The 26,923-nt window shown below is 58.9% G+C and carries 15 protein-coding genes; 8 read left to right on the top strand and 7 right to left on the bottom strand.

The window, feature by feature from the left end; all coding sequences use genetic code 11:
• Positions 1-341: 341 nt before the first annotated feature.
• From EV130_RS06160 to glgB, 3 genes are read left to right on the top strand one after another with little or no spacing between them, the layout of a single operon-like run.
• Positions 342-3,590, top strand: a complete 3,249-nt coding sequence (locus EV130_RS06160) for a maltotransferase domain-containing protein (RefSeq protein WP_132659618.1) — start codon at positions 342-344, stop codon at positions 3,588-3,590.
• Between the two features lie 14 nt (positions 3,591-3,604).
• Positions 3,605-6,922 (top strand): maltose alpha-D-glucosyltransferase, encoded by a 3,318-nt coding sequence (treS, locus tag EV130_RS06155; protein WP_132659616.1) that lies wholly within the window; start codon positions 3,605-3,607, stop codon positions 6,920-6,922.
• A complete protein-coding gene (gene glgB, locus EV130_RS06150) occupies positions 6,919-9,126 on the top strand; it encodes a 1,4-alpha-glucan branching protein GlgB (RefSeq protein ID WP_132659614.1) in 2,208 nt (735 codons plus the stop codon). Before treS ends, glgB begins: the two co-directional genes overlap by 4 nt.
• Positions 9,127-9,264: 138 nt before the next feature.
• Here glgB and EV130_RS06145 read toward each other — a convergent pair whose 3' ends face one another.
• The gene (locus EV130_RS06145) at positions 9,265-11,292 is read right to left on the bottom strand and encodes a putative bifunctional diguanylate cyclase/phosphodiesterase (RefSeq protein ID WP_132551712.1); all 2,028 of its coding nucleotides are present in this window, start codon (positions 11,290-11,292) and stop codon (positions 9,265-9,267) included.
• Positions 11,293-11,721: 429 nt separating this feature from the next.
• Here EV130_RS06145 and EV130_RS06140 point away from each other — a divergent pair, with 429 nt between their 5' ends.
• Complete coding sequence (locus tag EV130_RS06140; RefSeq protein ID WP_022716742.1) at positions 11,722-11,925, top strand: response regulator transcription factor; 204 nt, start codon at positions 11,722-11,724, stop codon at positions 11,923-11,925.
• Between the two features lie 185 nt (positions 11,926-12,110).
• Positions 12,111-13,199, top strand: a complete 1,089-nt coding sequence (locus tag EV130_RS06135) for an ROK family transcriptional regulator (protein ID WP_074065000.1) — start codon at positions 12,111-12,113, stop codon at positions 13,197-13,199.
• Between the two features lie 36 nt (positions 13,200-13,235).
• Here the strand turns inward: EV130_RS06135 and EV130_RS06130 are convergent, their stop codons facing one another.
• From EV130_RS06130 to EV130_RS06105, 6 genes are all read right to left on the bottom strand, one after another.
• On the bottom strand, positions 13,236-14,405 hold the full coding sequence (locus EV130_RS06130) for an ROK family transcriptional regulator (RefSeq protein ID WP_081377312.1): 1,170 nt from the start codon (positions 14,403-14,405) through the stop codon (positions 13,236-13,238).
• Between the two features lie 146 nt (positions 14,406-14,551).
• A complete protein-coding gene (locus EV130_RS06125) occupies positions 14,552-17,575 on the bottom strand; it encodes an alpha-mannosidase (RefSeq protein WP_132659612.1) in 3,024 nt (1,007 codons plus the stop codon).
• A gap of 28 nt (positions 17,576-17,603) precedes the next feature.
• Positions 17,604-18,446, bottom strand: a complete 843-nt coding sequence (locus EV130_RS06120) for a carbohydrate ABC transporter permease (RefSeq protein WP_074064997.1) — start codon at positions 18,444-18,446, stop codon at positions 17,604-17,606.
• Positions 18,443-19,375 (bottom strand): carbohydrate ABC transporter permease, encoded by a 933-nt coding sequence (locus EV130_RS06115; RefSeq protein WP_081377259.1) that lies wholly within the window; start codon positions 19,373-19,375, stop codon positions 18,443-18,445. Before EV130_RS06115 ends, EV130_RS06120 begins: the two co-directional genes overlap by 4 nt.
• 91 nt (positions 19,376-19,466) lie before the next feature.
• Positions 19,467-20,750, bottom strand: coding sequence for an extracellular solute-binding protein (locus EV130_RS06110; RefSeq protein ID WP_245520031.1), 1,284 nt, complete (start codon positions 20,748-20,750; stop codon positions 19,467-19,469).
• 265 nt (positions 20,751-21,015) lie between these two features.
• Positions 21,016-21,912, bottom strand: coding sequence for an AraC family transcriptional regulator (locus tag EV130_RS06105; RefSeq protein WP_074064996.1), 897 nt, complete (start codon positions 21,910-21,912; stop codon positions 21,016-21,018).
• 212 nt (positions 21,913-22,124) lie between these two features.
• On the opposite strand from EV130_RS06105, the gene melA reads away from it, so the two are divergent.
• The 3 genes from melA to EV130_RS06090 all read left to right on the top strand — a co-directional run bounded on the left by melA (position 22,125) and on the right by EV130_RS06090 (position 26,923).
• Positions 22,125-23,591, top strand: coding sequence for an alpha-glucosidase/alpha-galactosidase (melA, locus tag EV130_RS06100; RefSeq protein WP_132659608.1), 1,467 nt, complete (start codon positions 22,125-22,127; stop codon positions 23,589-23,591).
• 119 nt (positions 23,592-23,710) lie between these two features.
• On the top strand, positions 23,711-25,798 hold the full coding sequence (locus tag EV130_RS06095; protein WP_132659606.1) for an ABC transporter substrate-binding protein: 2,088 nt from the start codon (positions 23,711-23,713) through the stop codon (positions 25,796-25,798).
• Between the two features lie 117 nt (positions 25,799-25,915).
• Positions 25,916-26,923 (top strand): ABC transporter permease, encoded by a 1,008-nt coding sequence (locus EV130_RS06090; protein ID WP_074064994.1) that lies wholly within the window; start codon positions 25,916-25,918, stop codon positions 26,921-26,923.

Raw genomic sequence — 26,923 nt, 5'->3', positions numbered from 1 at the left:
GTGACTGCTGGCCCAGGGCTGCGTAATCGGCGCGCTAAGGTGTGCTTGCATGATCTTTTCTGGACACCGTTGCCACCTGATGCGTGGCGCATCGGTGCGGCACCGCACGGCGCTGTCTGACATGCGCTGCCATGGCGGCAGTATCGCCTGCAACTGCGGCTTTGGGACCCTCCAGGGCAGGGCGCAGTGCGGCCGCTACAGCGCCGGATCCTCATCCGGTGAGCGACCTGTGGTACCCAAACCCGGCGCCATGCCCGGAAATGATGGTCAATTGCACCAGCAAAAAAAAGGAACAAGCACGGCGGCCTTGCAGTTAATGCTGAAAAGGTTAGGGACTCACAATGAACACGCGCCCTCAAGTCGTGTCGCGAAGCTCGCAACTTCCGCCGCAGATCTACTACGTGCATCCCCTGATGTTGAAGGGTTTGGCGGCGTGGAAGGAGGTCTTTGGGCATGTAAGAGATCTTGGTTTTGACACGGTTCTGACGGCACCACTTTTCGAACGCCGTCATCACAGCAGTGTCTTTGTCACGAAAGACTTCGATCGGCTCGACCCGGCATTGGGGCTGGGTAGTTCTGTCACGGCGGCCGTCGGAGCCCTGGTCCAAGCGGCGACACACAACAAGCTCAAGATCATGCTCGACCTGGCCATTGATCGGGTGGCGGTCGACGGGGAGGCGCCAGGTTCAGTCGTCGCCGATCCGCGGGTGCCACCGCACAGAGCCGGCAGCCGGCGCGTCGATCCTACACGTGATCCTGGCCATCTTGAAGATTGGCTCACTCGGATGAGGCTGCTTACCGGTCTCGGAATTTCAGGCTTTCGCTGCCTCGGGATCGAGAACCTTGCGCCGCAAGCCTGGTTCAACGTGATTTTGTCGACCCGCAGATCTGCGCCGGAAACGACCTTTCTGGCCTGGACTCCGGGCAGCGACTTCGAAGTCCGCAAGGCCCTGCAGGGAACCGGTTTTGATGGCAGCTTCTCCTCGCTGGCATGGTGGGACCTCGAGGAACGCTGGATCATGGAGGAATACCAGATCCAGCGGCAGATTGGTTATCAGATCACCTTTCCGGAAGCGCCGTTCGCCAAGCGCGTCGCCCACGGGACCGACAGCAGGGAGGTCTTGCAGCGCAAGGCGGTGAGAGCTTTGCGGCTGTCTTCCACATTTGCCAGCGGCCTGATGATCCCAATGGGCTTCGAGTATGGCGCCGCCGCACCGCTTGATCCGCTGCATGGGGACGGGACCGGCCTGCGCGGCCTTCGCGAACAGGGAGCGTTTGACCTTTCCGGCGATATCCGCGCGGTAAATGCCTGGACGAACAAGACGGCTGCCGGTTTCGCGCGTCGGCCGCTCAAGCTCATCTCCACCAGCCAAACGCCGGCCGTTGCTCTGATGCAGACCGATCGGGAGGATATGCCAAGCTCACAAAAAGTGCGTGTCGTCGTCCTCAATCGTGATCTGCGGCGCAGCGTCGGCGCCCCGTTCAATCTTTTGCGGGAGGCCGCATCCTCATTTCTGCCGCTGAGCAATCCGCAGGCCGAAGGCGAGATCCTTGACGCCCGACTGAAGTTGAAACCGGGTGAGCTTCGCGTTTTTGAAGGACTGTCGTCCGTTCCCATCATTGACGCATTTGCTGTACCGGCAGCCAGCGACGCTGCGGCGTCTGCAAGACTTGCTATCGAAAAAATCACGCCGGCGGTAGACGAGGGCCGTTTCGTGGTCAAACGCGTTGTTGGCGAAACGATAAGGGTTGAAGCCGATATTTTTGGAGATGGTCATGACCCGCTGTCGGCGGCGCTTCTTTGGCGCCCGGCCGACCAGGGCGGATGGAACGAAGTCCGCATGGAGCTCGTCGAAAATGACCGCTGGCGTGCGGAATTCGTGGCAAAGCGCCTGGGGCGGCATGAATTTGTCGTGGAAGCTTGGCGCAACCCCTTCCAGATCTACCGCTATGAACTGGTCAAGAAGCATGAGGCATGTCTCGATCTCAGGCTGGAAATCCAGGAAGGGATCAACCTCGTACTGGACGCGCTCGATCATGCCGACGGCCAGGTCAAGAGCCGACTGAAGGTCTTGTTCGACGAACTGGCTGAGACGCAGGATGCACGGCGCACCGAAATCCTGCTCGCTACGGAAACTGCCGAGCTCATGGCGGCAGCAGATAGGCGTCCTTACCGGCTCCGGTCTCAGGTCATCCCCCTCGACGTCGAGCGTTCGGCGGCTGCCTTCGCAAGCTGGTACCAGATATTCCCGCGCTCCCAGAGCGGTGATGCAAACCGTCACGGTACGTTCGATGATGTTATCAAGCGGTTGCCGGCCATCCGCGCAATGGGCTTCGATGTGCTCTACTTTCCCCCTATTCACCCGATCGGGACGACAAATCGCAAGGGCAAGAACAACAGCCTGCGTGCAGAACCAGGCGATCCCGGCAGTCCTTACGCAATTGGCTCGCAGGCAGGCGGTCATGACGCAATTCACCCCGAACTCGGCAGCTTCGCGGACTTCCGCCGGTTGGTCGATGCGGCCAAGGACGAGGGCCTGGAGATAGCGCTTGACCTTGCAATCCAAGCTTCCCCCGATCACCCATGGCTAAAACAGCATCCGGGCTGGTTCGACTGGCGACCGGATGGGACCATACGTTATGCGGAAAATCCGCCCAAGAAATACGAGGACATCGTCAATGTCGACTTTTACGCAGGTGAGGCAATCCCTTCGTTGTGGATTGCGCTGCGCGACATTGTTCAAAAGTGGGTCGACAACGGCGTAAAGCTGTTTCGGGTCGATAATCCGCATACCAAGCCCTTCCCGTTCTGGGAGTGGCTGATTGCTGATATCCGCTGCCGGCACCCGGAGGTCGTCTTCCTGTCGGAAGCCTTCACGAAACCAAAGGTGATGTACCGTCTCGCCAAGATCGGATTCTCGCAGTCCTACACCTATTTCACCTGGCGCAACGCCAAGTGGGAACTCGAACAGTACATGCGTGAGATCACGACGGAAGAACCCAAGGAATTCTTCCGTCCGCACTTCTTCGTCAATACCCACGACATCAACCCCGACTTTCTGCAAAATGCACCTCGCCCGGCCTATCTCATTCGCGCTGCGCTCGCAGCGACGCTGTCGGGACTATGGGGTGTCTACAACGGTTTCGAACTTTGCGAGGGTCGCCCGGACGCCAAGCGCAAGGAATATGCCGACTCAGAAAAATACGAGATCCGGGCCTGGGACTATGATCGGCCGGGCAACATCAAGTCCGAAATCACGATGCTCAACCGCATCCGCAATGAAAACCCGGCTCTGCATTCCCACCATGGCCTGCAGCTTCTCACAGCCGGGAACGACAACATCATGTTCTACGAAAAAGCGAGCCCCGGGCGCGAGAACGCTCTGCTGATCGCCGTCAATCTCGACCCGCACAACGCCCACGAGGCAGATGTGGAAATTCCGCTCTGGTCATGGAACCTGCCGGACCATGCCGCACTCGATCTCGAAGACCTGATCAACGGCCACAAATTCACCTTTACCGGCAAGGTTCAGCGCCTTCGGCTCGACCCGCACGCCGGGCTGCCGTTTTCGATCTGGCGCGTGAGATAAGGGAGGAAAGCAAAATGGACGTCGCAACCGCAGGCCGGAGTCAGACGCAGGCCGGGACGCCGAAAAGCACGCAAGACTCCGATCCCCTCTGGTACAAGGACGCTGTCATTTACCAGCTTCACATCAAGTCGTTCTTCGACGCCAATGGTGATGGCATCGGCGACTTCGAGGGACTGCATGAGAAGCTCGATCACATCGCTTCGCTCGGAGCCAATGTCATATGGCTCTTGCCGTTTTTCCCGTCCCCGCGCCGTGACGATGGATACGATATTGCCGACTACACCAATGTCAGTTCTGACTATGGCACCATGGAGGAATTCGAAGCCTTCGTGGAGGCTGCACATCAACGTGGACTGCGGGTCGTGATCGAGCTCGTCATCAACCACACCTCCGATCAGCATCCGTGGTTCCAGCGGGCGCGCCATGCCCCGGCCGGCTCGCCAGAGCGCGACTTCTATGTCTGGTCGGACACGGATCAGAAGTTCCCGGAAACCCGGATCATCTTTCTTGACACTGAAAAGTCCAACTGGACCTGGGATCCTGTCGCCGGCGCCTATTATTGGCACCGGTTCTATTCCCACCAGCCCGACCTCAATTTCGATAATCCGCTCGTGTTGAAAGAGCTTCTAAATGTGATGCGTTTGTGGCTGGAAACCGGAATCGACGGTTTCCGACTGGACGCAATCCCCTATCTGGTCGAGCGCGAGGGGACAATCAACGAGAACCTGCCAGAGACGCATAAAATCCTGAAGAAGATCCGTGCAGCACTCGATTCCACTCACCCTGGCAAGATGCTGCTTGCCGAGGCCAATCAATGGCCGGAGGATACCCGCGACTATTTCGGCAATGGCGATGAATGCCACATGGCATTCCATTTCCCCTTGATGCCGCGCATGTATATGGCAATTGCCAAGGAAGATCGGTTCCCGATCACCGATATTATGCGGCAAACGCCCGAGATTCCAGAGAGTTGCCAATGGGCGATCTTCCTGAGAAATCATGACGAGCTGACGCTCGAGATGGTCACCGATGATGAACGGGACTATCTTTGGAACATCTATGCCGCAGATCGGCGCGCGCGCATCAACCTCGGAATCAGACGACGTCTTGCGCCGCTGATGGAGCGCGACCGCCGCCGCGTCGAGCTGATGAACGCGCTTCTGCTTTCGATGCCTGGTACGCCCGTGCTCTACTACGGCGACGAGATCGGCATGGGCGACAATATCTATCTAGGCGACCGCGATGGCGTGCGAACGCCGATGCAATGGTCTCCGGACCGCAATGGCGGTTTTTCAAAGGCAAACCCGGCGCGCCTCGTTCTGCCGCCCATCATGGATCCGCTTTACGGCTACGAGGCGGTCAATGTCGAAGCGCAGGGGGCCGATGCCCATTCGTTGCTCAACTGGACACGGCACATGTTGGCCTTGCGCAACAAGCATACTGCGTTCGGGCGCGGTTCCTTACGGTTCCTGTCGCCCGGCAACAGGAAGATCCTTGCTTATCTCAGGGAATACCAAGGTGAAACGATCCTTTGCGTCGCCAACCTGTCGCGCCTGCCGCAAGCCGTCGAGCTGGATCTTGCCAATTTTGCCGGTTACGTGCCGATCGAGCTGACGGGCATGTCTCCTTTCCCGCCGATCGGTCAACTCACTTACCTTCTCACGTTGCCCCCCTATGGCTTCTTCTGGTTCCAGCTCAGCCAGGAGAGTGATGGCCCCGCATGGCGCGCCGAGCCTCCCGAGCAGATGCAGGACATGGTGACGATGGTCGTGCGACGTGACCTGCAGGAACTGCTCGATGAGCCTCGCCTTTCAGGTACGCTTTCGAGTGAGGTGCTGCCGGCCTATCTCGGCAAGCGGCGCTGGTTTGCCGCCAAGGGCGAGAGGTTAAGACGTGCGTCCGTGGTTTCCGCCATGCCGTTTCCATTCGCAGGCAACATCTTGTTTGCAGAACTGGAAGCCGAGCTGGAAGCTCACAATGAGACATATCTTTTGCCGCTTGCCGTGTCGTGGGATGACAGCCAGCCGAGCGCTCTTGCCCAGCAACTTGCCCTTGCCCGTCTCCGTCAGGGCCGCCGCGTCGGCTTCCTGACCGACGGATTTGCGATGGAAGGACTTGCACGCGGCGTCATACGAGGCCTCTGTGACCGTGCCGTCATTGCCGGTCGCGCTGGCAAGATCGAATTTCTAGGGACCGCCCAGCTCGACTGCATGAGCGTCGATGATGACATCCAAGTCCACTGGCTCTCTGCCGAGCAATCCAACAGCTCGCTGATCGTCGGCGACATGGCGATGGTAAAGCTCATCCGCCATATCTTCCCCGGTGTCCATCCGGAAGTCGAGATGACCCGCCAGCTGACCAGCGTCGGATATGCCAATACCGCGCACCTGCTCGGCGAAGTGGTTCATGTCACACCCGATGGCAGCCGCTACACGCTGATTATCGTGCAGAGAGCCATTCGCAACCAGGGCGATGCGTGGAACTGGATGCTGGCCAATCTGCGTCGCTCTACCGACGAGGTCGTGGTGACCGGCGTCGACGGCAAGGCGGCCGACGAGTATTTCAAGCCGCTCGTCGAGTTCGCTGCGACCGTTGGCAAGCGGCTCGGCCAATTGCATGCGGCGTTGGCGGGGCCGACCGACGACGAAGCTTTCAAGCCCGCCCGCATCACCGATGAGGACGCCGCTCGCTGGGCAAAGGCTGTAAGGGAGCAAATTCGCGGCAGCCTTGCCATGCTCGAGGCAAGCGGCGACAGCCTAGCGCCGGCGCTGGCCCAACAGATCCTTTTCCTCGTCGAGCAGCGGGAGGATCTCTTGAATGCTGTTGACGATCTCGCCAAGGCTGCAGTCGGTACGCTGATGATCCGAAATCACGGCGATTTCCACCTCGGCCAGGTCCTGGTTGCAGAAGGGGATGCCTACATCATCGATTTTGAGGGCGAGCCTGCACGTGATCTTGCCGAACGGCGCGCAAAGACCAATCCCCTGCGGGATGTCGCTGGTCTCTTAAGATCGTTTAGCTATTTGGCGGCATCGGCCGATCTTGACCGGGAACGGGTAAGCGAAGTGGAAGACAAAAGACACAGCGCGCTCGTCAGGCGCTTCATCGACCTGGCCGAACAGGCGTTCCTCAGTGCCTATTTCGAAGTGATCGATGATGTGCGCGAACTCAACGTTACGACCAGGTCGCGCGGTCGCATCCTCGATCTCTTCCTGCTGGAGAAAGCCGCTTACGAGATCGCCTATGAAGCGCGCAACAGGCCCAGCTGGCTGGCGCTGCCGCTTGGAGGATTCTTTGCCATCGCATCGAGACTGCTGGAGAAAGTCGCATGAGATACGAGCGCACAGACTTGATGATCGGCACCGTCCAGGAGGGCCTTCAGGCTCTGGTCGAAGGCCGCCACGGTGATCCATTCGCAATACTCGGACGCCACGAGTATGGCGATCTCACGGTCGTAAGAGCCCTGTTGCCCGGGGCAGCATCCGTCGACGTGATCGAGGCCGACACCGGCCGCGTGGTGACAAGACTGGAAACGATTCATGAAGGCGGGCTGTTTGCCGGAGCGATCGGCAGCACGACGAATTACCTCTTTCGCATCAACTGGCCGGATGCCGTGCAGGAAACGGAGGATCCCTATTCTTTTGGATTGCTGCTTGGTGAGCTTGACCTGCATCTAATCTCTCAAGGCACCCACTATGATCTCGGTCGCACGCTCGGCGCCATTCCGATGGAGATCGACGGCATACAGGGTGTGCGATTTTGTCTGTGGGCACCCAATGCGCGACGGGTTTCCGTGGTCGGCGACTTTAACAGTTGGGATGGTCGCCGGCATCCGATGAGACTGCGTCCTTCAGCCGGCGTATGGGAACTCTTCATCCCGCGTCTGACGCATGGAGAACGCTACAAGTTCGAACTCATTGATGCCAACGGCAATCTCCTGCCGCAAAAAGCTGACCCGGTTGCCCGCGCCAGCGAGGCTGCACCCTCTACGGCTTCGCGAGTCGCGCCTTCAAAACGCTTCCGCTGGAGCGATGAAGACTGGATGCGCACTCACCGTGGTGCACGTGCACTCGAAGGTGCGATCTCGGTTTACGAGGTGCATCTCGGCTCCTGGATCCGGATTGCCGAGGAGGCAAACCGGCCTCTCGACTGGGTCGAACTCAGCCAGAGGCTGATTCCCTATGCCAGGGATCTCGGCTTTACGCATATCGAGCTGTTGCCGATCATGGAACATCCGTTCGGCGGCTCGTGGGGCTACCAGCCGCTTGGTCTTTTTGCCCCGACCGGACGTTACGGCCTTCCGGATGACTTCGCCTACTTCGTCGACCGCTGCCATGCTGCCGGCATAGGCGTCATTCTCGATTGGGTGCCGGCGCATTTTCCAACAGATGTCTGGGGGCTTGCCCGCTTCGATGGCACCGCACTTTACGAGCACGAAGACCCGCGCGAGGGCTTCCACAAGGACTGGAACACTCTGATCTACAATCTCGGCCGCAATGAAGTGAAAGGGTTTTTGATCGCCAGTGCCCTTGAATGGCTGGAGCACTATCACGTCGACGGTCTGCGCGTCGATGCGGTGGCCTCAATGCTTTACCGCGACTACAGCCGCAACGAGTGCGAATGGATCCCCAATGCATATGGCGGACGCGAGAATCTGGAAGCGGTGGAATTCTTCAAGCACCTGAATAGCATCATCCATCATCGGTGCCCGCACGCCTTTACAGCTGCCGAAGAGTCGACCGCCTGGCCAGGGGTCACGGCCCGGCCAGAGGACGGCGGGCTCGGCTTTGATTTCAAATGGAACATGGGCTGGATGCACGACACCCTGCATTATATGCAGGAGGATCCGGTTCACCGCAAATATCATCATACGACGATGACGTTCGGCATGATCTATGCCTATTCAGAACATTTCATGCTGCCGCTTTCCCATGACGAGGTTGTGCACGGCAAGGGGTCGCTTGTCGCAAAGATGCCCGGCGACCACTGGCAACGGCTTGCCAATCTGCGCGCTTACTTCGGCTTCATGTGGGGACATCCAGGCAAGAAACTCATCTTTATGGGTTGCGAGCTTGGTCAGGAGAGTGAATGGGACCACGATGGCTCCGTTCATTGGGACTTGCTCGACGATCCCGCTCACGCAGGAATTCAGCGGTTGATCCGCGACCTCAACAAGCTCTATGCGCAAGAGCCGGCGCTACAGTTCAGCGATCTCAATGCCGCTGGCTTCGAATGGGCGGTCGCAGACGACGCGCAAAACTCCGTTTTGGGCATGCTTCGCAGTTCGCCCGATCGCTCGTCGCTGGTGCTGATTATGTCCAATCTCACCCCTGTTGCGCGGTACGCTTACCGGGTCGGAGTGCCCACGGACGGGCGCTGGCAGGTGGTACTCAATACTGACGCGGCGATCTACGGGGGCGCCAATCTTGGCCAGACTGAGGTCTGGGCAGAACGCCAGCCAAATAACGGCAAGGAATACTCCGTCCTTCTGACACTGCCGCCGCTTGCAACGATCTTTCTAAGACATAAGGAGTAGCTTTCTTCCATCTGCGCTGGGGTGGCGCCGGACGCCCAGGCGTCCGGCGCCAGGTCATACTTTGAGGTTGTGCTGCGGCGAAGTCGATCAACCGCGAGGATCTGCTGCGCTTTTGTCACGCGAGAAGGGGCCCGGCGACTAGCCCGGCGATCCTTTGCCCAGGAGTTTCTCGACGTGATTGAAAGGCAGAGGTTTTCCGAAGAAATATCCCTGAATTTCGGTGCAGCCGTGCTCCCTTACCTGATCGAGCTGGTCGGTCGTTTCGACGCCTTCGGCAGTGGTCGTGATACCCAGTCTGGATCCCAGATCAGCCACCGCCTTCACGATGGCGGCGCAATCCTTGGAATCTCCAAGTTCACGGATGAACGATTGATCGATCTTGATCTTGTCAAACGGGAAAAGCCTTAGATAGCTCAAGGAGGAATATCCGGTGCCGAAGTCGTCCATGGCGATCCTCACTCCGAGTCCCTTGATGTGGTGCAGGGTTGCCAGGGCCGCCTCGCTGTCAGTGAGAAGGACGGATTCGGTAATTTCGAGTTCAAGCCGAACAGCCGAGAGACCGGAGTCAGCAAGAGCAGAAATGATCGTATGGGCAAGCGAGGGGCTTCTGAACTGAACGGGGGAAAGGTTCACCGCAACCCTTACATGCCCTGGCCAGCTTGCGGCATCTTTGCAGGCCTGGCGCAACACCCATTCCCCAAGTGGCACGATCAAGCCGGTTTCTTCCGCCAGTGAGATGAATTCAGCCGGTGAAACCAGGCCCCGCTCGGGATGGTGCCAACGCAAAAGCGCTTCGAAGCCGACAATCTCTGCGGTTCCCGCATTGACCTGCGGCTGATAGTAGATTTCAAACTGGCTGCCTGCGATAGCCTGCCGAAGGTCGAGTTCGAGTTTGCGCCGCTTGTCGATGCCGGCATCCATTGTAGGCTCGAAGAAGCAATAGCTGCCTCCGCCATCGGTTTTCGCTTTGTTGAGAGCGATGTCGGCATTCTTCAGCATACCGTCTGCCGTGTCGCCGTCGTCAGGAGCCATCGCAATGCCGATGCTTACGCCGATTTGAACAGATTGCCCCTCGACGATAAACCGCTCACCGATGGCACTGACAAGCCTTTGCGCCAGGGCAGCGGCGCGCTCCTTCGTTTGGGCCTTTTCCTGAAAGACGACGAATTCGTCGCCGCCCAGTCGCGCAATGCTGTCGCCCTCGCTCAGGCATTTCTTCAGCCGGTCGGTTACCGCCTTCAGCAGGAGGTCGCCAACTGCATGTCCCAATGTATCATTGGCATGTCTGAAGCGATCCAGATCCAGGCTTAACAGCGCGCTGCGCTGAGCCCCGCTACCAAGGGCCAGGTCCTTTTCAAGCTTCTCACGCAAGAGCGTGCGATTGGGCAGGCCGGTAAGCGGGTCGTGACCAGCGATGTGTTTGATCTGTTCTTCGGAACGCACCGATTCGGTGACGTCTTCATGGGTTGCGACATAGCCGCCGTTTTCCATCGGGTTATGCGTGATCTTTATCACCCTGCCATCCGTCAAGACGATATTCTCACTGGCGGCAGAACCCCTTAGCGCGGCTTCGACGACAACATCGAAATACGCATCCCGCTGAACCGGCGCGTTTCCAGCTGTTTGCCGATAGTCGAGGATTTTCCAAAGAGGCGTCCCCGGCCGTGTCAAGGTTTCGGGCAGGTCATACAAGCGACAATAGCCTGCATTACACAGCAACAGGTTCTTGTCAGCATCGAACATGCACAGTCCGTGCGGCATGTTTGCCAGTGCCGCATCGAAGCGGCGGTTCTGATCGGCCATATCCTTTCTTATGCTTGCAAGCGCCGAAACGTCATCACAGCTGATCAACCATCCGCCGTCGTCCACCGGCGTGGAGGTCAAGGAGACGATCCGCTCACCAACGCAGATCTCCTGATGCAACAGGGTTGAGCGAGTGAGGAGATGCGTGAGCCAGCTCTCTTGACTGTCGCCGGATAGCTGACTCCGGCCAAGGATCGGAATCTGAGCAGCCATCCCTGTCGCGCTGACGCCGATTTCGATGGCTCCTTTGGGTGCCTGCAACAGTTCCCCCACCCGCTCGTTGAAAATCACAACCCGCAAGTCGGCATCCAGCAGCGCGACACCCTGGTGCATAATCTCCAGAATACGGAAGGAACTCAGCATGATCCACCTCTGCAACAGGCGACACGAAACGCAACCTTAAAGTGCGCCTAGGGTAATCGCAATGCCTTTTCTGCAAAATACTCAACCATGTCGTGCTGGTAAGGGCTTCTTCCCGTGAAATAAGCTGACGCCTGGGCCCGATTGCCGTCGTGCATCGCTGCGCCAGTGCCTATATAAGACCGCAGGTTCTGCCATTGGCAGAACGCTTGAGCTGGAGACCGGCAGAGATGTCGCGAGCCTTAAACGGCTCGACCAGGTCTGAACGGGACAAAGGGTGCGGTCGGGGCATGCTCAGACCAGCTAGCAGTGGCCGCATTGTTGCACAAGGCACCCAGAATTCTCGAAACGGGTTCGTACTGCCTCCGACGAGCGCACGACGCACCTATATCTATTGGGAGCCACGCAGTGCGTTAAGCGAAGAGGAAGAACTTGAACGAGATCCACATCACCAAGCGAGAGAGGGAAATCCTGACGCTCATGTGCGACGGAAAGAGCGCGCAGGAGATTGCGATCATCCTCGGGTGCTCGGTGCATACCGTGCGAACGCATATCGAAGCGCTGAAGGATACATTTGCAGTCTACAAGGACACAGCTCTGGTGGCCGCGGCGCTGCGGACAGGCGTGATTGAATGATGAAAGCTGAATGCCTGTTCTGGAACGTGCAGCGAAGTGAGCGGCGCGCTCGGGCGGTTTGCCTGTTTCGGGTTGCCGTTTGAGGTGGACGCTATGGCTTCAGTTCACCCGTAAACGCAATTTTTCATTTTGATGTGCGCGAAGACCCGGTATTGCATTGTCGATCGTATCGGGAATGGCTTGATTTGAAAACAGGACGGCGGCTTTCGGTATCTGGCGCATCGAGGGGGCGGGATCGAAATGATGACCGTCCAGGCATCAGCCCGGTCGACATTGCAGATCACAATTCCCGCACGGCCATGGGGCTCCTGCGCCGTTTTGGGCCGCTGACCCGTCAGGAGCTTTCCAGGCATCTTGGCCTGACTGAGCCGGCAATAACGGGAATTATGCGCCGCCTGGCCGATGCGGGGCTGGTCAGCGGGAAAAAGCGTCCCACAACTGCACACTACACGGCGCTCGAGTTTTCGTTGCAAGCCGACGCGGCATATTCCCTGGGGATCCGCCTCGGTGCGCATGGCGGCGAGGCGGTCGTCATGGATCTTGCCGGTAGGATCATTCAACAGCGAGCCTTCGCACAGCCTGAAGAAACCAAGGAGGCTGTCTTGCACATCCGGCATGCCGCTGGCCTCGCCGGCAAATTGCTGGGATGCGGCATCGCTCTTTCGGCTGGCGCGCCTTTCGATCGGAAAACCATTGAGGATAGCCTTGCATTGGACGTTGGCCCGCTGTTTTTCCTTGATGACACCGAGGCGGCCGTCAATGCCGAGCATATCCTCGGCATCGGCGACCGCGAAGGCGGGCTGGTGATCGTGATCATCGACGAGACTGTGCGCGCCGGGCTTTTGATCGGCGGGCGGCCGTTTCGGGGTGTCCACGGATTGGCTGGCCAGATTGGCGACATGCGCTCGGGTGTTGATGGCGCGAGCCTGAATGAAGTCGCGAGCCTGCCCTCGTTCAAAGACTACCTTGCAGCCCATCCAGGCGAAACGGATGGCTGGGTGGCGATTGCTGCGCGCCATCTTCATGAGGCGGTTTTAGCGATTTCAGGATTTATCGCCCCGGGCGCCATCCTCGTCGGCGGCGCTCTGCCCGACGATGTTTTCGAGGCAATAATTGCGCGCCTGTCGCGCGAACGGGACGACAAAATTCGCGATCTCGTGATTGCGCCTTGGATACCGACGGTGCAGCGTGCGTCCTTTCCGTGGGCAGGGGTGGCCGTCGGCGCCGCGTTGCGGCCCTTCTCCGAGACACTCCTGCCCGATGACCGTCCATGAGCTTTCGGGCGTCGCCTGGCTCTCCGCTTCAACTCGTCACGCAACGGTGACCGGAATTTGGGACTGTCGGTTGCTGATTGGATTTCGAAACCTCTGACCCGGTTCGGCCGAGGGCAACCCCAGACGATGGGCAAGCGGGATTGCTGCAGCACCGAGAGCAGCGGCATCTTCAGAGCCGGCCGCCCGGTGAAGAGATGGCGCTCGTGCGCCAAGGCGGCTAATTTCCTCGTGGACGTAGACAAGCAGTTCATCAATCAGACGGACAGGAAAGCGGCCACCGATGAGAACGCTCTCCGGATCAACCACCATGCCGATATCGACAATCGCTTGGGCAAGCTTGATGCTGATTTTTCGCAGCCACCTGCTGACGCAGCTGCGGCCTGCATCGTCAAGGTTGAGAAGATCTGCCGGGGTTGTCGCCTTGATGCCGTTGCGCTCAAGATAATCAAACAGGATAAACAGCGAGAACATCTCGCCGAGCGGCTGGGTGCTTCCTTGAAACGGGCCATCATCGAAGACGACCGGCAGCCAGCCAATTTCTCCGCCGATTCCGCTGGCGCCCTTATGACGGACCCCGTCTATGACGAGGCTGCCGCCGAGACAGGCATTGGCGAGGATATAAAAGAAACTGCCGATTTCCGTGCCGAGGCCATACTCGATTTCCCCCAGCGCAGCAGCGTTGGCGTCATTGTCGATGAACACCGCATGATCGGAAATGGCCTCGAGCGCACCGCGCACGTCATAGCCATTCCATTGCCGGTATTCTGATGGAAAGCCGACGACCTTGACCTCTCCGAGCCAGTCGGGAATAGCAAGGCCAATCCCCGCCAGACGAGTTTCTTCGATGACCCTGCGGCGTCGAAAGGACGATAGCGCCTCAGCCATCAAGCACGCGAAGTCGTCCGGCAGCAAGAAGCGCCTTTCGTGATGGATGCGTCCCCGAACCGTGCCGGCTGCGTCTACGGCGACGATCGTCAGGTGATCGCGATCAATATTGGCGCCGACCGAAAACACGCCCTCGGGATCGATCTCCAGCTCGATGGCAGGTTGTCCGCGCAGGCCGTGCCTGCGGCGCGCCTCCATCACGAGTCCTTCATCGAGCAATCGATCGACGATGCGGGTGACGGCCTGCTTTGTCAGTCGCGATTGATGCGAAAGCTCCGTGCGCGAAATCGGAGCCCCGCGATGAATTGCGGCGAGGATCATGGCCCGATTGGCCGCTGCAGCCTGCTCCGTGTTCGAGCCCGACAGTATCAACCCGGTATCCCCTTCGCCGACCTAGTCTCAAAGCAAACTATGCGATTTCAGCGGATGCGAAAAGCGCTCCAGGAGCGCTGTCGCATCGTATTGCATCAAGACCTGGCTAATCGCCAGCTCTTGACCTCAAAGGGGCGCAAACCGCAATTTGGCACCTCTTCCATCGGCTCTTCGAGAATGCTGACGACGCCCATGTTCTGCCAGCGCGGCGGAAGGCGTAACTCAAAGCTGCCGCGCCGCCCGGCAGGCTCGTACACGCGCACGATGAGGCCATCGCCATCCTCCGAAGGCTTGACGGCGGAAAGTGCCGCATCGATCCCGACAGCGGCGAGCGGCTGCCATCTGCCTGCTGCGCGATCTGTGACGGCGAGCGCCAGCAGCGGTTGGTTTAGATCTTCGGCCTCCTCCCTCACGCCGCCTTCATACCAGGTGCCCTCATGAGGCATCAGCGAATAGGTAAACGTCTGGATGCCTTCGTCGGCGAGCGGATCGGGATAGACCGGCGCGCGCAGGAGCGAGAGGCCCAGGACATTGCCGCGCACGCTGTGGCCATACTTGGCGTCGTTGAGGATGGCAACGCCAAAGCCAGGCTCCGAAAGATCGGCAAAGCGGTGGGCAGGCGCTTCGAACATCGCAGCTTCCCAGGAGGTGTTCGAATGGGTGGGCCGTTCCACGACCCCGTAGGCGCATTCGCAGGTGGCCCTCGCGTGACGTACGGCAACGCCCGTCAGCGTGCGAAGGAAGACACGCCGGTCATGCCAGTCAAGTTCTGTCTGTATGTCCAGCCGTCGCGCGTTGGCACCAAGCGACAGAACCTGCGTAATGCGCGAGTGGCGCCAGGTTCGAACGATCTTGATCGCTGCCCGGTGGGGGCCTTCCTCAATCAATTCGAGGCTGTCGAGACGAGTGACCTCTTCGCCACGAGCCGCGTAGTCTTCTTCGACATCCCAGGCGTCCCAATTGCGCGGCTTATCGGTGGGATAGACGAAAAGGCGATTGCCGCAGCCCTCAAGCGCCTCACGGCCCGTTGGCTTGTGCAAGATGCTGGCGATGGAGCCGTCCTTTGCAAGCCTCACTTTCAGGACAGCGTTTTCCAGATAGTCGCGCCCAGCTGAAAGGCCGGACTTCGGCTGGAGTGCTTCGCTCGCCAGAACAGCAATCCCAAGCGGCGCGATCCGTCCCTCGGCCGCAATTGTGCTGCCATCCGATAGCGTCAGGCGGAGGGGTCGTTCAGACAGCGAGGGATTGACCACCAGAACATTGTTGCCTTCTCCAGCCGGCAGTTGCGCGGCTATGGATTTCATCGCCGCCATTTGAGCCGAGCGCGCCTCTTTCACGACTGCGTCGAGTTCGTTGGCGGCATCGACATAGACCTCGGCAATTGAGGAGCCGGGCAGGATGTCATGAAACTCGTTCTTTAGGACGACACGCCAGGGGCGCTCCATTGATGCCGGCTGCTCGCCCCCCAGAAGATAAGCAAGGCCTGCCAGCGTCTCGGCGGTTACCAAGCCGCGCTCTGCTTTTCGGTGCAGCCGCTTGACGGCGCTCTGACTTGTGAGCGTTGCGCGGTGCAGTTCCAGATAGATCTCGCCTTGCCAGACTGTCAGTTCTTTCCTGGCCGCCGTGTCATGCGCATCCCTGAAGAAGTCGTGGACCCGTGTCCAGCGTGCCTGCGGCAAAGCCGGGAAGAATCGCAGTTGCTCTTCCCGCATAATCATTTCCGGCGTTACGCCGCCGCCGCCATCGCCATAGCCCACGGCAAGCAGCGTGGTTTCGTGCTTGTCCTTCTGGCGGAAGTTCTTCCAGGTCGGCACGAAACAATCCGGGCGCACGAAGCCATTGTAGCCTTGCATCGGATTGTCGAATGTGTGGGCGAGCACTCTGCTGCCATCGAGCCCTTCCCACCAGAAGAGGTCGGCGGGGAAGCGATTGGTTTCAGACCAATTGACCTTGATCGTGAAGAAGCTGTTCATGCCGCCTTGACGCAGAAGCTGGGGCAGGGCGCCGGAAAAACCAAAGCAATCGGGCAGCCAGCAGACGGTATGGCGAACCCCGAAGGTCTTTTCGAAATAGCGCTGGCCATAAAGGATCTGCCTGCTGAGGCTCTCGCCGGTCGGCATGTTGGTGTCGGGTTCGACCCACATGCCACCGAGCGTTTCCCACTGGCCTGCCTTTACCCGTTCGACGATACGCGCCAACAAGCCTGGATCGTCCTCGGCTATCTGCGCATAGTAGTGGGCCGTGGACTGATTAAAGCGGAAATCGGACGATTGCTCCATAAGCGACAGCGCCGTGTGGAATGTGCGGCGCATCTTCCGCCGGGTTTCGCTGTATGGCCAAAGCCATGCAAGATCGATATGCGCGTGCCCGGTCAGTGCGATCTCGCCTTGCGGCGGAAATCGCTGGCGCAGTTGCTTGAGCTGTCCAACAAGTGTTTCGTAGGCTTCGAGCACGCTGGCCCGCTGGCTCTGATTAAGACCTTCGGGTGAAATCTCAACTGGCGGCAACTGCCAGATCTTCTGCTGGATCGGCGAGGGCGCCGTACGGGCGACATAGGCGGCGGTGGCCGACGGCCAGTCGAGGGAACGCATGGCCTGTTCGGCGACATCGAGGAGGTGCGGTGTGACCTCGTGGCCGTCGAGGATGTCTGCCGCTTCGCTGATCTGCCGCAAGAGCAGCCACAGCCTGTCGACGGCCGTGTCCAGCCAGATGACTGCACCACGTTCCAATCTCGGGTGCTGCACGGGTTCTCCAAAGGGCAGGCGCGCGACAGTTTCGGAAAAGATGCGGATGCTGCGCGAAGGCACGAGGAATTCCCGGTGATAGGGATCGAGGCCGAGCCGATACTCCTTGCCCGCCTCGTCGACGATCGTGATCAGGCTTTCGCCGCCAAGGTCAAGTACGAGCCGTGCGTCGTCGAGGGGCCAATGGCCGGGCAAGGTGATTGCACCGGAAAATCGTACAGTACCGTCTTTGCGTGGCCATGAACTGCCGATTGCGATCGGCTCTCCTTCAAAGGCCCAGCCGTCTATCTCAATGGTCTCGCGAGAGCGCCAGTATTCCAGCTCTGCGATACGGACGCGAATGCGGTCGAGGCGTTGGGTCAGAGTAAGCGTCATGATGAGATCCTGAGATGTGAATGCAATGTCAGCCCTTGACGGCGCCCTCCGTCATGGCGCCGAGGATGAGCCGCTGGAGGGCGAGAAAGGCAACGATGGCGGGAACGACCGATACAAGGCAGGCGGCTGCCAGCAACTGCAGGGAGGAGTCGTTTTGTGTTCCGGCATACTGGAATATCCCGACGCCAATGGGCATGAGCGATTCCTTACTGATGAGAAGAAATGGGACGAGAAACTGCGACCAGCCGGCGATGACCGAGATGATGAAGGCCGAGGCGATGCCTGGTGCGGACAAGGGAAGAATGATGCGCCAAAAGACGCTGAAATGACCGCAGCCGTCAATGACTGCAGCTTCGTCGAGGCTTTTCGGAATGCCGTCGATTGAGCCTTTCAATATCCACGTCACCATTGGTACCGCGAGTGCAATATAGACCATTGTCGCACCGAAATGGCTGTCGGTAAGGTGAAGTGCTGCCATGTAGCGGTAGAGGGGTACCATGATAACAAGCGGTGAAATCATCTGAAAGGCAAGCAGGACCATCATCCAAGTTCCTTTTCCGCGAAACGGAAATCGGGAAAAGGCGTAAGCTGCAGGCAGCGCCACGATCAGGCAGCCGATTGCGCTGCACGAGGACAGGATCAATGCATTCCAAAGATATCCTGCGAACTTGTCGGACGATAAGATGGCGCCGAAATTTTCCAGAGTCGGCGCTTTGGGGATGAGACGGCTCACGCCCAGAAAGATTTCCTTGCGCGTCCTTAGCGCAAGCGACAGCAGCCAAAGCAACGGCCAGGCGAAGAAAAGAAACGTTATGGCAAGGAACAGATAACTGAGCGCATCGCCGATGCGATCTTGTCTGAGAGGCCTCAAGACGGTTCTCCTCTTGGCAGAAAACGAGCATAGACGAGTGCAAGGCCAAGGCTGATTGTAAGCATCAGGATCGACAAGACCGCGCCGGCTGCAAGATCGTAGTTTCGGAACACGACGTTGAAGGTGTAGAGCGAAAGAACCTCGGTCGCGCGTCCGGGGCCGCCGCCGGTGAGCGAAATGATTGCATCAAACGTGTTCAGGGTTTGGATCGTGATGAGGATCATGTTGACGAGAATAGCGGTGCGCAGCTGGGGCAGAGTGATATAGATCAGCCGTTGCCATGGATTTGCACCGTCAACTTCGGCAGCCTCGTAAAGAACAGGATCGATGGCCTTGCTCGCCGCATACATCACAACCATCGAGAACGCCGTGCCGCGCCAGACATTGGAGATCACGACCGACCACATGACCATGTGTGGATCCGACAACCACTGCACAGCCGGGACGCCGATCAGCCGCAAGAGACTGTTCAATCCGCCAAACGGCGCTTCGTTGAAAAGCATTTTCCAGATGATGCCGCCGGCAATGCCCGGAACAACCCAGGCCACAAGGGCTGTTGTTCGCACGATCGTCGAGCCGAAGAGCCGGCGCTTTTCGCTATGCAAAACGATCAAGGCGATGAAAAGCCCGAAGAATTGCTGCGCAACGACGCTCGACGCGGTGAAGACGAGTGTCACCCACAGGATTTGCAAGAGCTCGGGCTTCGACAATGTGGTGACGATCGTCTGCAGCGTATACACCTCGTCCGTGCCAAGCAGCGAGACGTTGGTGAACGCGAAGCGGAAGACGTCCAGCAAGGGATAAAGATAAAAGACGCCAAGGACAAGGATGAGGGGCATAAGCCAAGGCAGCGGGGAGGGGCTATGCCGTCCGTCGGCTTTCCTGCCGATCCTCTGGCGGCCATTGGCGGCAATGCTTGCATCCATCATCGATCCGATCCGGCCATTTCGTCGTCAGGCAGCGGTTGCGCAGGCTTCCTGGCGGCACGGAGGCATTTGTGCCCGCGCCGCCAGATGATGTTCAGCTGCGTTTGAAGGCGCTAAGCGAGGCGGCGAATGCCTCGTCCACGGCAGCCTCGGTCGGCTGGACGCCCGTCAGCACCTTGCCCATCATGATCTGAATCTGATTTGAGATTTCGGGATAGACGGGTGCGCCGGGCCTTGCCTGCCCGAACTTCAGCGCTGCAGCAAAGGTCTTGTTGGCGTCTGAGGAAAAGACCTCGTATTTGTCATAGAGATCGGCGCGGGTCGGAAGCTGTTCCTGCAGCGCATTGGCAGGTCCCATGTAGATGTCGCGGGCAAGTTCGGCGCAAAGCTTCACCTTTTCAGTATCCTTGCTGAAAGCCGCCACCGTCCATCCGCCGGTGCCCGTTGAGCGCTGGTCTGCTGTCGGGCCAGGAAGCGGAGAGAAAGCCCATTTGGCGAATTCATCGGCATCAAGCGCTGTTTTGAGCTGTGCGTATTGCCAGTTGCCACCGACAAATAGCGCCGTCGTGCCGGCCGCGGCCGCTGCATTGAAGTCGTCATAGTTACCGATGGTCGCCACGCGTTTCGGAGCGGCCCCGGACTCCACGAGATCGCGGTAGTAGTTGACGGCTTTAATGAATTTATCCCGGTTTTCGCCCTCGCCGAAGATCGGCTTGCCATCGTCATCCACCAGTTTGCCGCCTTGGGCCCAGAAGTTGGCGAGCCAGTCGAATGTCGTCCCTTCATAGCGCCCGCCGTTGAACAGAACGCCTTCCATTCCCTGCTCGACCGAGGAAAGGGCCGCCTTCTTCAAGTCGTCCCAGGTCTTCGGCGCGTCAGGAACAATTTCCTTGTTCCGGTAAAGCACGCGAAGGTCGGTCGACCACCACCATGCGTAGATGCTGCCGTCAGAGCCGGTGATGCCCTCGCGGATAAAGGGGAAGAGCTGGTCAATTTCCTCTTTGGTGAAGTACGGTGAGAAGGACTGCAGGACGCCGGCTTTCTTGAAGAGCGGCAACACGAAGGAATCGACGGCTGCACAATCGGGGGCCGAGCCCGATTTGGCCTGTTCGAGCATGCGCGCTTGTTCCTGTCCGATATCCCCGGACATCATCTGCAACTCGATCTGCCAGTCGGAATGCTTGCCGATGAAGTCGTTGAACAGCTTGCTGTAGCCTTGCGCGTAAGCCGGCTCGTTGTTGCGCGGACCATCCGTCGTCATCCGGAAAACCAGCTTGTTGGGTGCGTCGGCCTTGCCGACGATGTCGCCCGTGATGGTCTCTTGTGCCGTGCCGTCATGCGGCACGGCCAGGAAAGTGGTGGCCGCCAGTGCAAGAATGAGTGCTTTATTCCTCACGAGTATCTCCTCCCGGGGTCAAGGATCCGATTTGAGCAGCTGCCTCCAACAACGCTCCGATCCGCGAATTAGATTAAGTCACATTCATTTGGTGTCAAGGTTGCACCGGAAACAGGGCTCACAAATGCAAGATATCGCACCTCAAAAACCTCCGTTATAAAAGGCCGCCGGGCCAATGGCTTGAGGAGCAAGCAGCGGTCCAAGAATTTTGCCTGTGATCTTTGGCGAGGACGAGCGCAATGATGTCTCAGTCGGGACCCGCCGATCGATGTCTGGCATTGCCGATGCTTGCATACATGCCGGTTGTTCGAAATTCCGTGGGCGTGATGCCGTAAACGCGGCGGAAGACCTTGGAAAAATAGTTGGAATCTTCGAAGCCGCACATGATGGAGACCTCCTTGACCGGCAGGAAGTCGGCCTTCGTCAAAAGTTTTGCCGCACGCTGAAGCCTTTGCTGCAGCACATATTCGGCAGGCGGCATGCCTTCGCTCTCTGCGAAGCTGCGGGAAAAATGCGCGCGGCTGAGACCGACGATGCCCGCAAGTTCGCTCACCGGCAATGGCTGATCGAGATTGGCGTGGATATGATCGATCACCGGCTGCATGGCGCTGAGATCCGCCGCTAAAGCCGCAGAGCCGAAGACGTCGTCATAAAGGGCCATGGCCGCCTCATAAGCGATCGCCGACGCTGCTCCAGGCGTTGAAGCGCCCTTGACAAGGCGAAGGCTGCAGTCGGCGAGATGATCGATGGTCGATGGCTTGAGCCTTAGAACCGGACCTGCAAGCCCAAGCACCATCTTGTGGATCCTCAACGTCTCCTCGCCATGCATGGATATCCAGAAATATTCCCAACGGTCGCCCTTTTCGAGCCAGTAGCGGTGATTGTGCGGCACGAGAACCAAGAGCGTATCACCGCTTTGGAGCCGGTAATTTCGGTTCTGGTAGCGCAGGCGGCCGGTGCCGCCGATTGTGTGCTGCAGGACGGTGAAGGGGGTCTGGCCGCGCCGCCTGCCGTCCCAGTCGTAGACTTCGTTTTCCCGAACCTCGTAGCCAGCACTCGTCGGCATGGCGTGCAGTCGCTGGCGCCCGCGCGGCAGGGAGATTGTCCTCATGGACTGGCCGTTGGCGATCAAATCCCGCAGCACAAAATTACCCTCGAAAGCATAATCCTTCTCTGGCCACCTCCGCGAATATCCGCATAATCGCCCTTCATAAGAGGAAGAGATCGCGGTCGAGAGAACGGCCAGGAGGAAATATAAGCGTTATTCATGCTTGTTCGGACTGCATGCGTCTGCATGTGGTCTTTCCTCTCCTGCCCATCTTTTACCTAGCATCTGATCAGATTGAGGTGAAGATTATGAGTTTCAAAATCGCTATCATCGGGGCAGGCAGCGTCGGCTTCACCAAGAAGCTGTTTACCGACATCTTGTGCGTTCCCGAATTCAGGGATGTCGAATTCGCGCTGACGGATCTCAGCGAACACAACCTTCAGATGATCAAGGCGATCCTCGACAAGATCGTTCATTCGAACAAGCTGCCGACAAAGGTTACGGCTACAACCGACCGACGCAAAGCGCTTGAAGGGGCTCGCTACATCATCAGCTGCGTGCGCGTAGGGGGACTCGAGGCCTATGCCGACGATATCCGCATCCCGCTGAAATATGGCATCGACCAGTGCGTCGGTGACACGATCTGCGCCGGTGGCATCCTTTATGGGCAGCGCAACATTCCCGTCATTCTCGATTTTTGCAGCGACATCCGCGCAGTCGCTGAGCCCAGCGCAAAATTCCTGAACTATGCAAATCCGATGGCAATGAACACGTGGGCTGCGATCGAATACGGCAAGGTCGATACGGTCGGCCTGTGCCACGGTGTACAGCATGGGGCCGAACAGATTGCCGAGGTTCTCGGCGCAAGATCGCTTTCGGATCTCGACTACGTCTGCTCGGGCATCAATCATCAGACCTGGTTCGTCGACCTGCGTCTCAACGGCCGCAAGATCGGCAAGGACGAGCTTGTTGCAGCCTTCGAAGCGCACCCGGTCTATTCGCAGCAGGAGAAGCTGCGCATCGACGTCTTGAAGCGCTTCGGCGTCTATTCGACGGAAAGCAACGGCCACCTTTCGGAGTACCTGCCGTGGTATCGCAAGCGTCCGGAGGAAATTACCAAATGGATCGACATGTCCGACTGGATCCACGGTGAGACCGGCGGCTATCTCCGCCACTCGACGGAAACGCGCAACTGGTTCGAGACGGAGTTCCCGCAGTTTCTTGAATCGGCGTCGAAGCCAATCGATCCGTCCAGGCGCTCCAACGAGCATGCAAGCCATATTCTTGAGGCTTTGGAGACCAACCGGGTCTATCGCGGCCACTTCAACGTCAAGAACAATGGCGTCATCACCAACTTGCCGGCCGACGCTGTCATCGAGTCGCCAGGGTTCGTCGATCGCTTCGGCATCAACATGGTCTCCGGCATCACCCTTCCGGAAGCCTGTGCGGCAACGTGCATCTCGTCGATCAACGTTCAGCGCATGTCCGTCCATGCGGCGATCAGCGGCGATATCGAACTTTTGAAGCTTGCGGTGCTGCACGACCCGTTGGTCGGTGCCGTCTCGACGCCCGAAGAGGTCTGGCAGATGGTCGACGAAATGGTCGTGGCTCAAGCCCGCTGGCTGCCTCAATATGCCCACGCCGTGCCGGCTGCGCAGGAGCGCCTGTCGAAATCGAGCGTGAAGACGCGTGATTGGGCCGGCGCTGCACGCCGCAGCGTGCGCTCCATCGAGGAGCTGCGCGCCGAAAAGGCGGCCTTGAAACAGGCTGTTTGATCTTCGTGAAAGGCGGGCTGCGGCGGTGTTCGGGAGGAAAAGCTGTCGCGTCGCACCTGATTTCACGCCGTTAGAGGAGAACCGGAGAGCGCAAGTGCTCCGAACAGGAGGGAGAAACGATGAAACATCTTCGTAAAATTGGCATTCTTGCCGGACTGGCGCTGAGCGTCTCCGGCCCGGCCTTGAATGCCTATGCATCCGAACCGACCATTCCACCGGAACCGGCGCCGTTTCCGGCTGAAGGCAAGATCAATTACGTTGCCCGCGACTCCATTTTGGAGTTCAAGGCGTTGCCTGACTATAACGAACCCGACTGGGTGAAGAAGAATTTCGTGGATACCGGCAAGCTGCCGCCGGTCAAGGATCGGCTTCCAAAGGAGCCGCTGGTCTTCAAGACGGAAAACATGCCGGACGGTATCGGCGTCTACGGCGATACGATGCGTCATGTCATCGGCGGGAGGCCTGAAGGCTGGAACTACGGCGCCGGCCAGACGCAGGGCTGGGGCGGTATCGATATCGGCCTTTCGGAATGCCTGACGCGCACCGCGCCGCTCTTCCAGGTGGAGGCCAAGGATACCGAGCCGCTTCCGAACCTTGCCAAGAGCTGGGAGTGGTCCGAAGACGGTCACAAGCTGACGATGCACCTGATCGAAGGTGCGAAGTGGTCAGACGGCGCTCCCTTCACCGCCGATGACATCATGTTCTACTGGGAAGACGAGGTTATCGACCCGAACGTGTCGCCGCTTGGCGGGGGCGCATCGCCGGAAGCCTTCGGCACCGGCACGACCCTGAAGAAGGTTGATGACTATACCGTCGAATGGACCTTCAAGGAGACCTTCCCCAAACAATATCTATACACGATGGCCTATCCCAACTTCTGCCCGGGTCCGTCGCATGTCCTGAAGCCGCAGCATCCGAAATATTCGAAGAACACGTACGACCAATTCAAGAACGCGTTCCCGCCAGAATATATGAATATGCCGGTGATGGGCGCCTGGGTGCCTGTCGAATACCGTCCAGACGACATCATCGTGCTGCGCCGCAATCCCTATTATTGGAAGGTCGACGAAAAGGGCAACCAGCTCCCCTATCTCAACGAGCTGCACTACAAGCTTTCGACCTGGGCGGATCGTGACGTCCAGGCGGTCGCGGGCTCGGGCGACTTCTCGAACCTCGAACAGCCTGAGAATTTCGTTGCCTCGCTTAAACGCGCTGCCGAAAAAACGGCACCCGCCCGTCTCGCCTTCGGTCCTCGGTTGATTGGCTATAACCTGCGCATGAATTTCTCGGCCAACGGCTGGGGCGATCCGGACGCGCGTGGCCAGGCGATCCGAGAGCTGAACCGCAACGAGGATTTCCGCAAGGCGGTCACGATGGCGTTCGACCGCAAAGCCATCGGCGATTCGCTCGTCAAGGGACCTTTCACAGCGATCTACCCCGGCGGCCTGTCCTCCGGCACGAGTTTTTATGACCGGCAATCGACCGTCTACTATCCATACGACCTTGAGGGCGCCAAGGCCGGGCTTGCGAAGGCGGGCCTGAAGGATACGGATGGCGACGGCTTCGTGAACTTCCCCGCCGGGCAGGCGGGCGGAAAGAACGTCGAAATCGTGCTGCTCGTCAACAACGGCTATGCCACCGACAAGAGCCTCGCAGAAGGCGTCGTCGGCCAGATGGAGAAGCTTGGCCTCAAGATCATCATCAATGCACTCGATGGGCCGAAGCGCGATGATGCGCACTATGCCGGCCGCTTCGACTGGCTGATCCAGCGCAACACCACGGAACTGGCTTCGGTCGTGCAAAATACCGAGCAGCTCGCGCCTGTCGGCCCGCGCACCAGCTGGCATCACCGTGCCGGCAAGGACGACCAGCTCGATCTGATGCCCTTCGAAAAAGAGCTGGTCGATATCGTCAACAAATTCAGGACAAGCCAGGACAATGACGAGCGGGTCAGCCTGATGAAAGAGTATCAGAAGAATTCGACGGAGCATGTGAACACCGTCGGCCTCACCGAATATCCGGGGGCACTGATCATCAACAAGCGCTTCTCGAACCTCCCGCAGGGCACTCCGATCTTCATGTTCAACTGGGCTGAGGATTCCGTCATCCGCGAACGCCTGTGGGTGGCTGCCGACAAGCAGCAGAAGTATGAACTTTTCCCCGAGCAACTTCCCGGCAAGCCGGGAGAAAAGGGTCCGCTTAACTAGAGCTCCCTCCCAAATGAAAGTGAGCTTCCGGCCGCGCGTGGCGCGCGGCCGGTCATAATCAACAAGCCGGCCGCGCTGACGAAGAGCGACTGGCGGCAAGGAGAAGCGAACCGTCCGATGTTGCGATTCCTGCTCGTGCGCATAGCCTCAGCGATCCCTGTGCTCTTCATCCTGAGCGTGGTGACCTTCGCGATCATTCAGGCGCCGCCCGGCGATTACGCCGATTACATTCGCTCCCAGCTCATCAACCAGAGTGGAGCCTCCTACGCGCAGGCGGAAGCCCAGGCCCAGGCCTACCGCGTCGAGCACGGCCTCGATCAAACCATGGTGGTCCAGTACTTCAACTGGATCGGCGGTATCGTCACTCGCGGCGATTTCGGCTACAGCATGTACTATAACAAGCCGGTTGCCGACGTCGTCGCAGAGCGCCTGCCGCGCACGCTGCTCTTGGCCCTGGTCTGCCATCTCTTTGCCTCCGTACTCGGCATCAGCTTCGGCATCTGGGCAGCGACACGCCAATATACCTGGATCGATAGCCTTCTTTCCGGCGTTTCATTTCTCGGCATGACGGTGCCGCGCTTCTTGATGGCGCTGATCATCGTCTACTTGCTGGTGTTCCAGTTCAACATTTCCGAGATCGGCAGCTTCTTTTCGCCGCAGTATGGCGGCGCGCCATGGTCGTGGGCGAAGTTCGTCGATCTGGTCAGCCATGTCTGGCCGGTCGTTGCGATCGCCACCTTCGGGGGACTCGCCTACAATATGCGCGTCATGCGCGGCAATCTCCTGGATACGCTGAATGCGCAATATGTCGAGACGGCCAAGGCGAAAGGGTTGACCGGCAGCGCGGTCGTCATGCGCCATGCAGTGCCCAATGCGCTGCATCCACTCGTGATGTATCAAGGCGTCGTGCTTCCCTACATGCTGACCGGAGAAATCGAGACCGCGATCATTTTCGCCCTGCCGACCGTCGGTCCTGCCATCGTCGGCTCCATGGCGATTGGTGATGTCTATGTGACCGCGACCTTCATGATGGTGCTGTCGGCAACGCTGATTGTCGGCAACATCATCGCCGATATGCTGCTCGCCCTGCTCGACCCGCGTGTCCGTCAGTTCTCAGGAGCCTGA

It is taken from the genome of Rhizobium azibense (assembly GCF_004342325.1).
In the GTDB taxonomy this organism is placed as follows: domain Bacteria; phylum Pseudomonadota; class Alphaproteobacteria; order Rhizobiales; family Rhizobiaceae; genus Rhizobium; species Rhizobium etli_B.
This window is presented reverse-complemented; position numbering and strand designations above follow the sequence as displayed.

Coding starts and splice junctions, on each gene's coding strand:
- EV130_RS06160 (WP_132659618.1), top strand. CDS start 342: ATGAACACGCGCCCTCAAGTCGTGTCGCGAAGCTCGCAACTTCCGCCG.
- treS (WP_132659616.1), top strand. CDS start 3,605: ATGGACGTCGCAACCGCAGGCCGGAGTCAGACGCAGGCCGGGACGCCG.
- glgB (WP_132659614.1), top strand. CDS start 6,919: ATGAGATACGAGCGCACAGACTTGATGATCGGCACCGTCCAGGAGGGC.
- EV130_RS06145 (WP_132551712.1), bottom strand. CDS start 11,292: ATGCTGAGTTCCTTCCGTATTCTGGAGATTATGCACCAGGGTGTCGCG.
- EV130_RS06130 (WP_081377312.1), bottom strand. CDS start 14,405: ATGATCCTCGCCGCAATTCATCGCGGGGCTCCGATTTCGCGCACGGAG.
- EV130_RS06125 (WP_132659612.1), bottom strand. CDS start 17,575: ATGACGCTTACTCTGACCCAACGCCTCGACCGCATTCGCGTCCGTATC.
- EV130_RS06115 (WP_081377259.1), bottom strand. CDS start 19,375: ATGATGGATGCAAGCATTGCCGCCAATGGCCGCCAGAGGATCGGCAGG.
- melA (WP_132659608.1), top strand. CDS start 22,125: ATGAGTTTCAAAATCGCTATCATCGGGGCAGGCAGCGTCGGCTTCACC.
- EV130_RS06095 (WP_132659606.1), top strand. CDS start 23,711: ATGAAACATCTTCGTAAAATTGGCATTCTTGCCGGACTGGCGCTGAGC.
- EV130_RS06090 (WP_074064994.1), top strand. CDS start 25,916: ATGTTGCGATTCCTGCTCGTGCGCATAGCCTCAGCGATCCCTGTGCTC.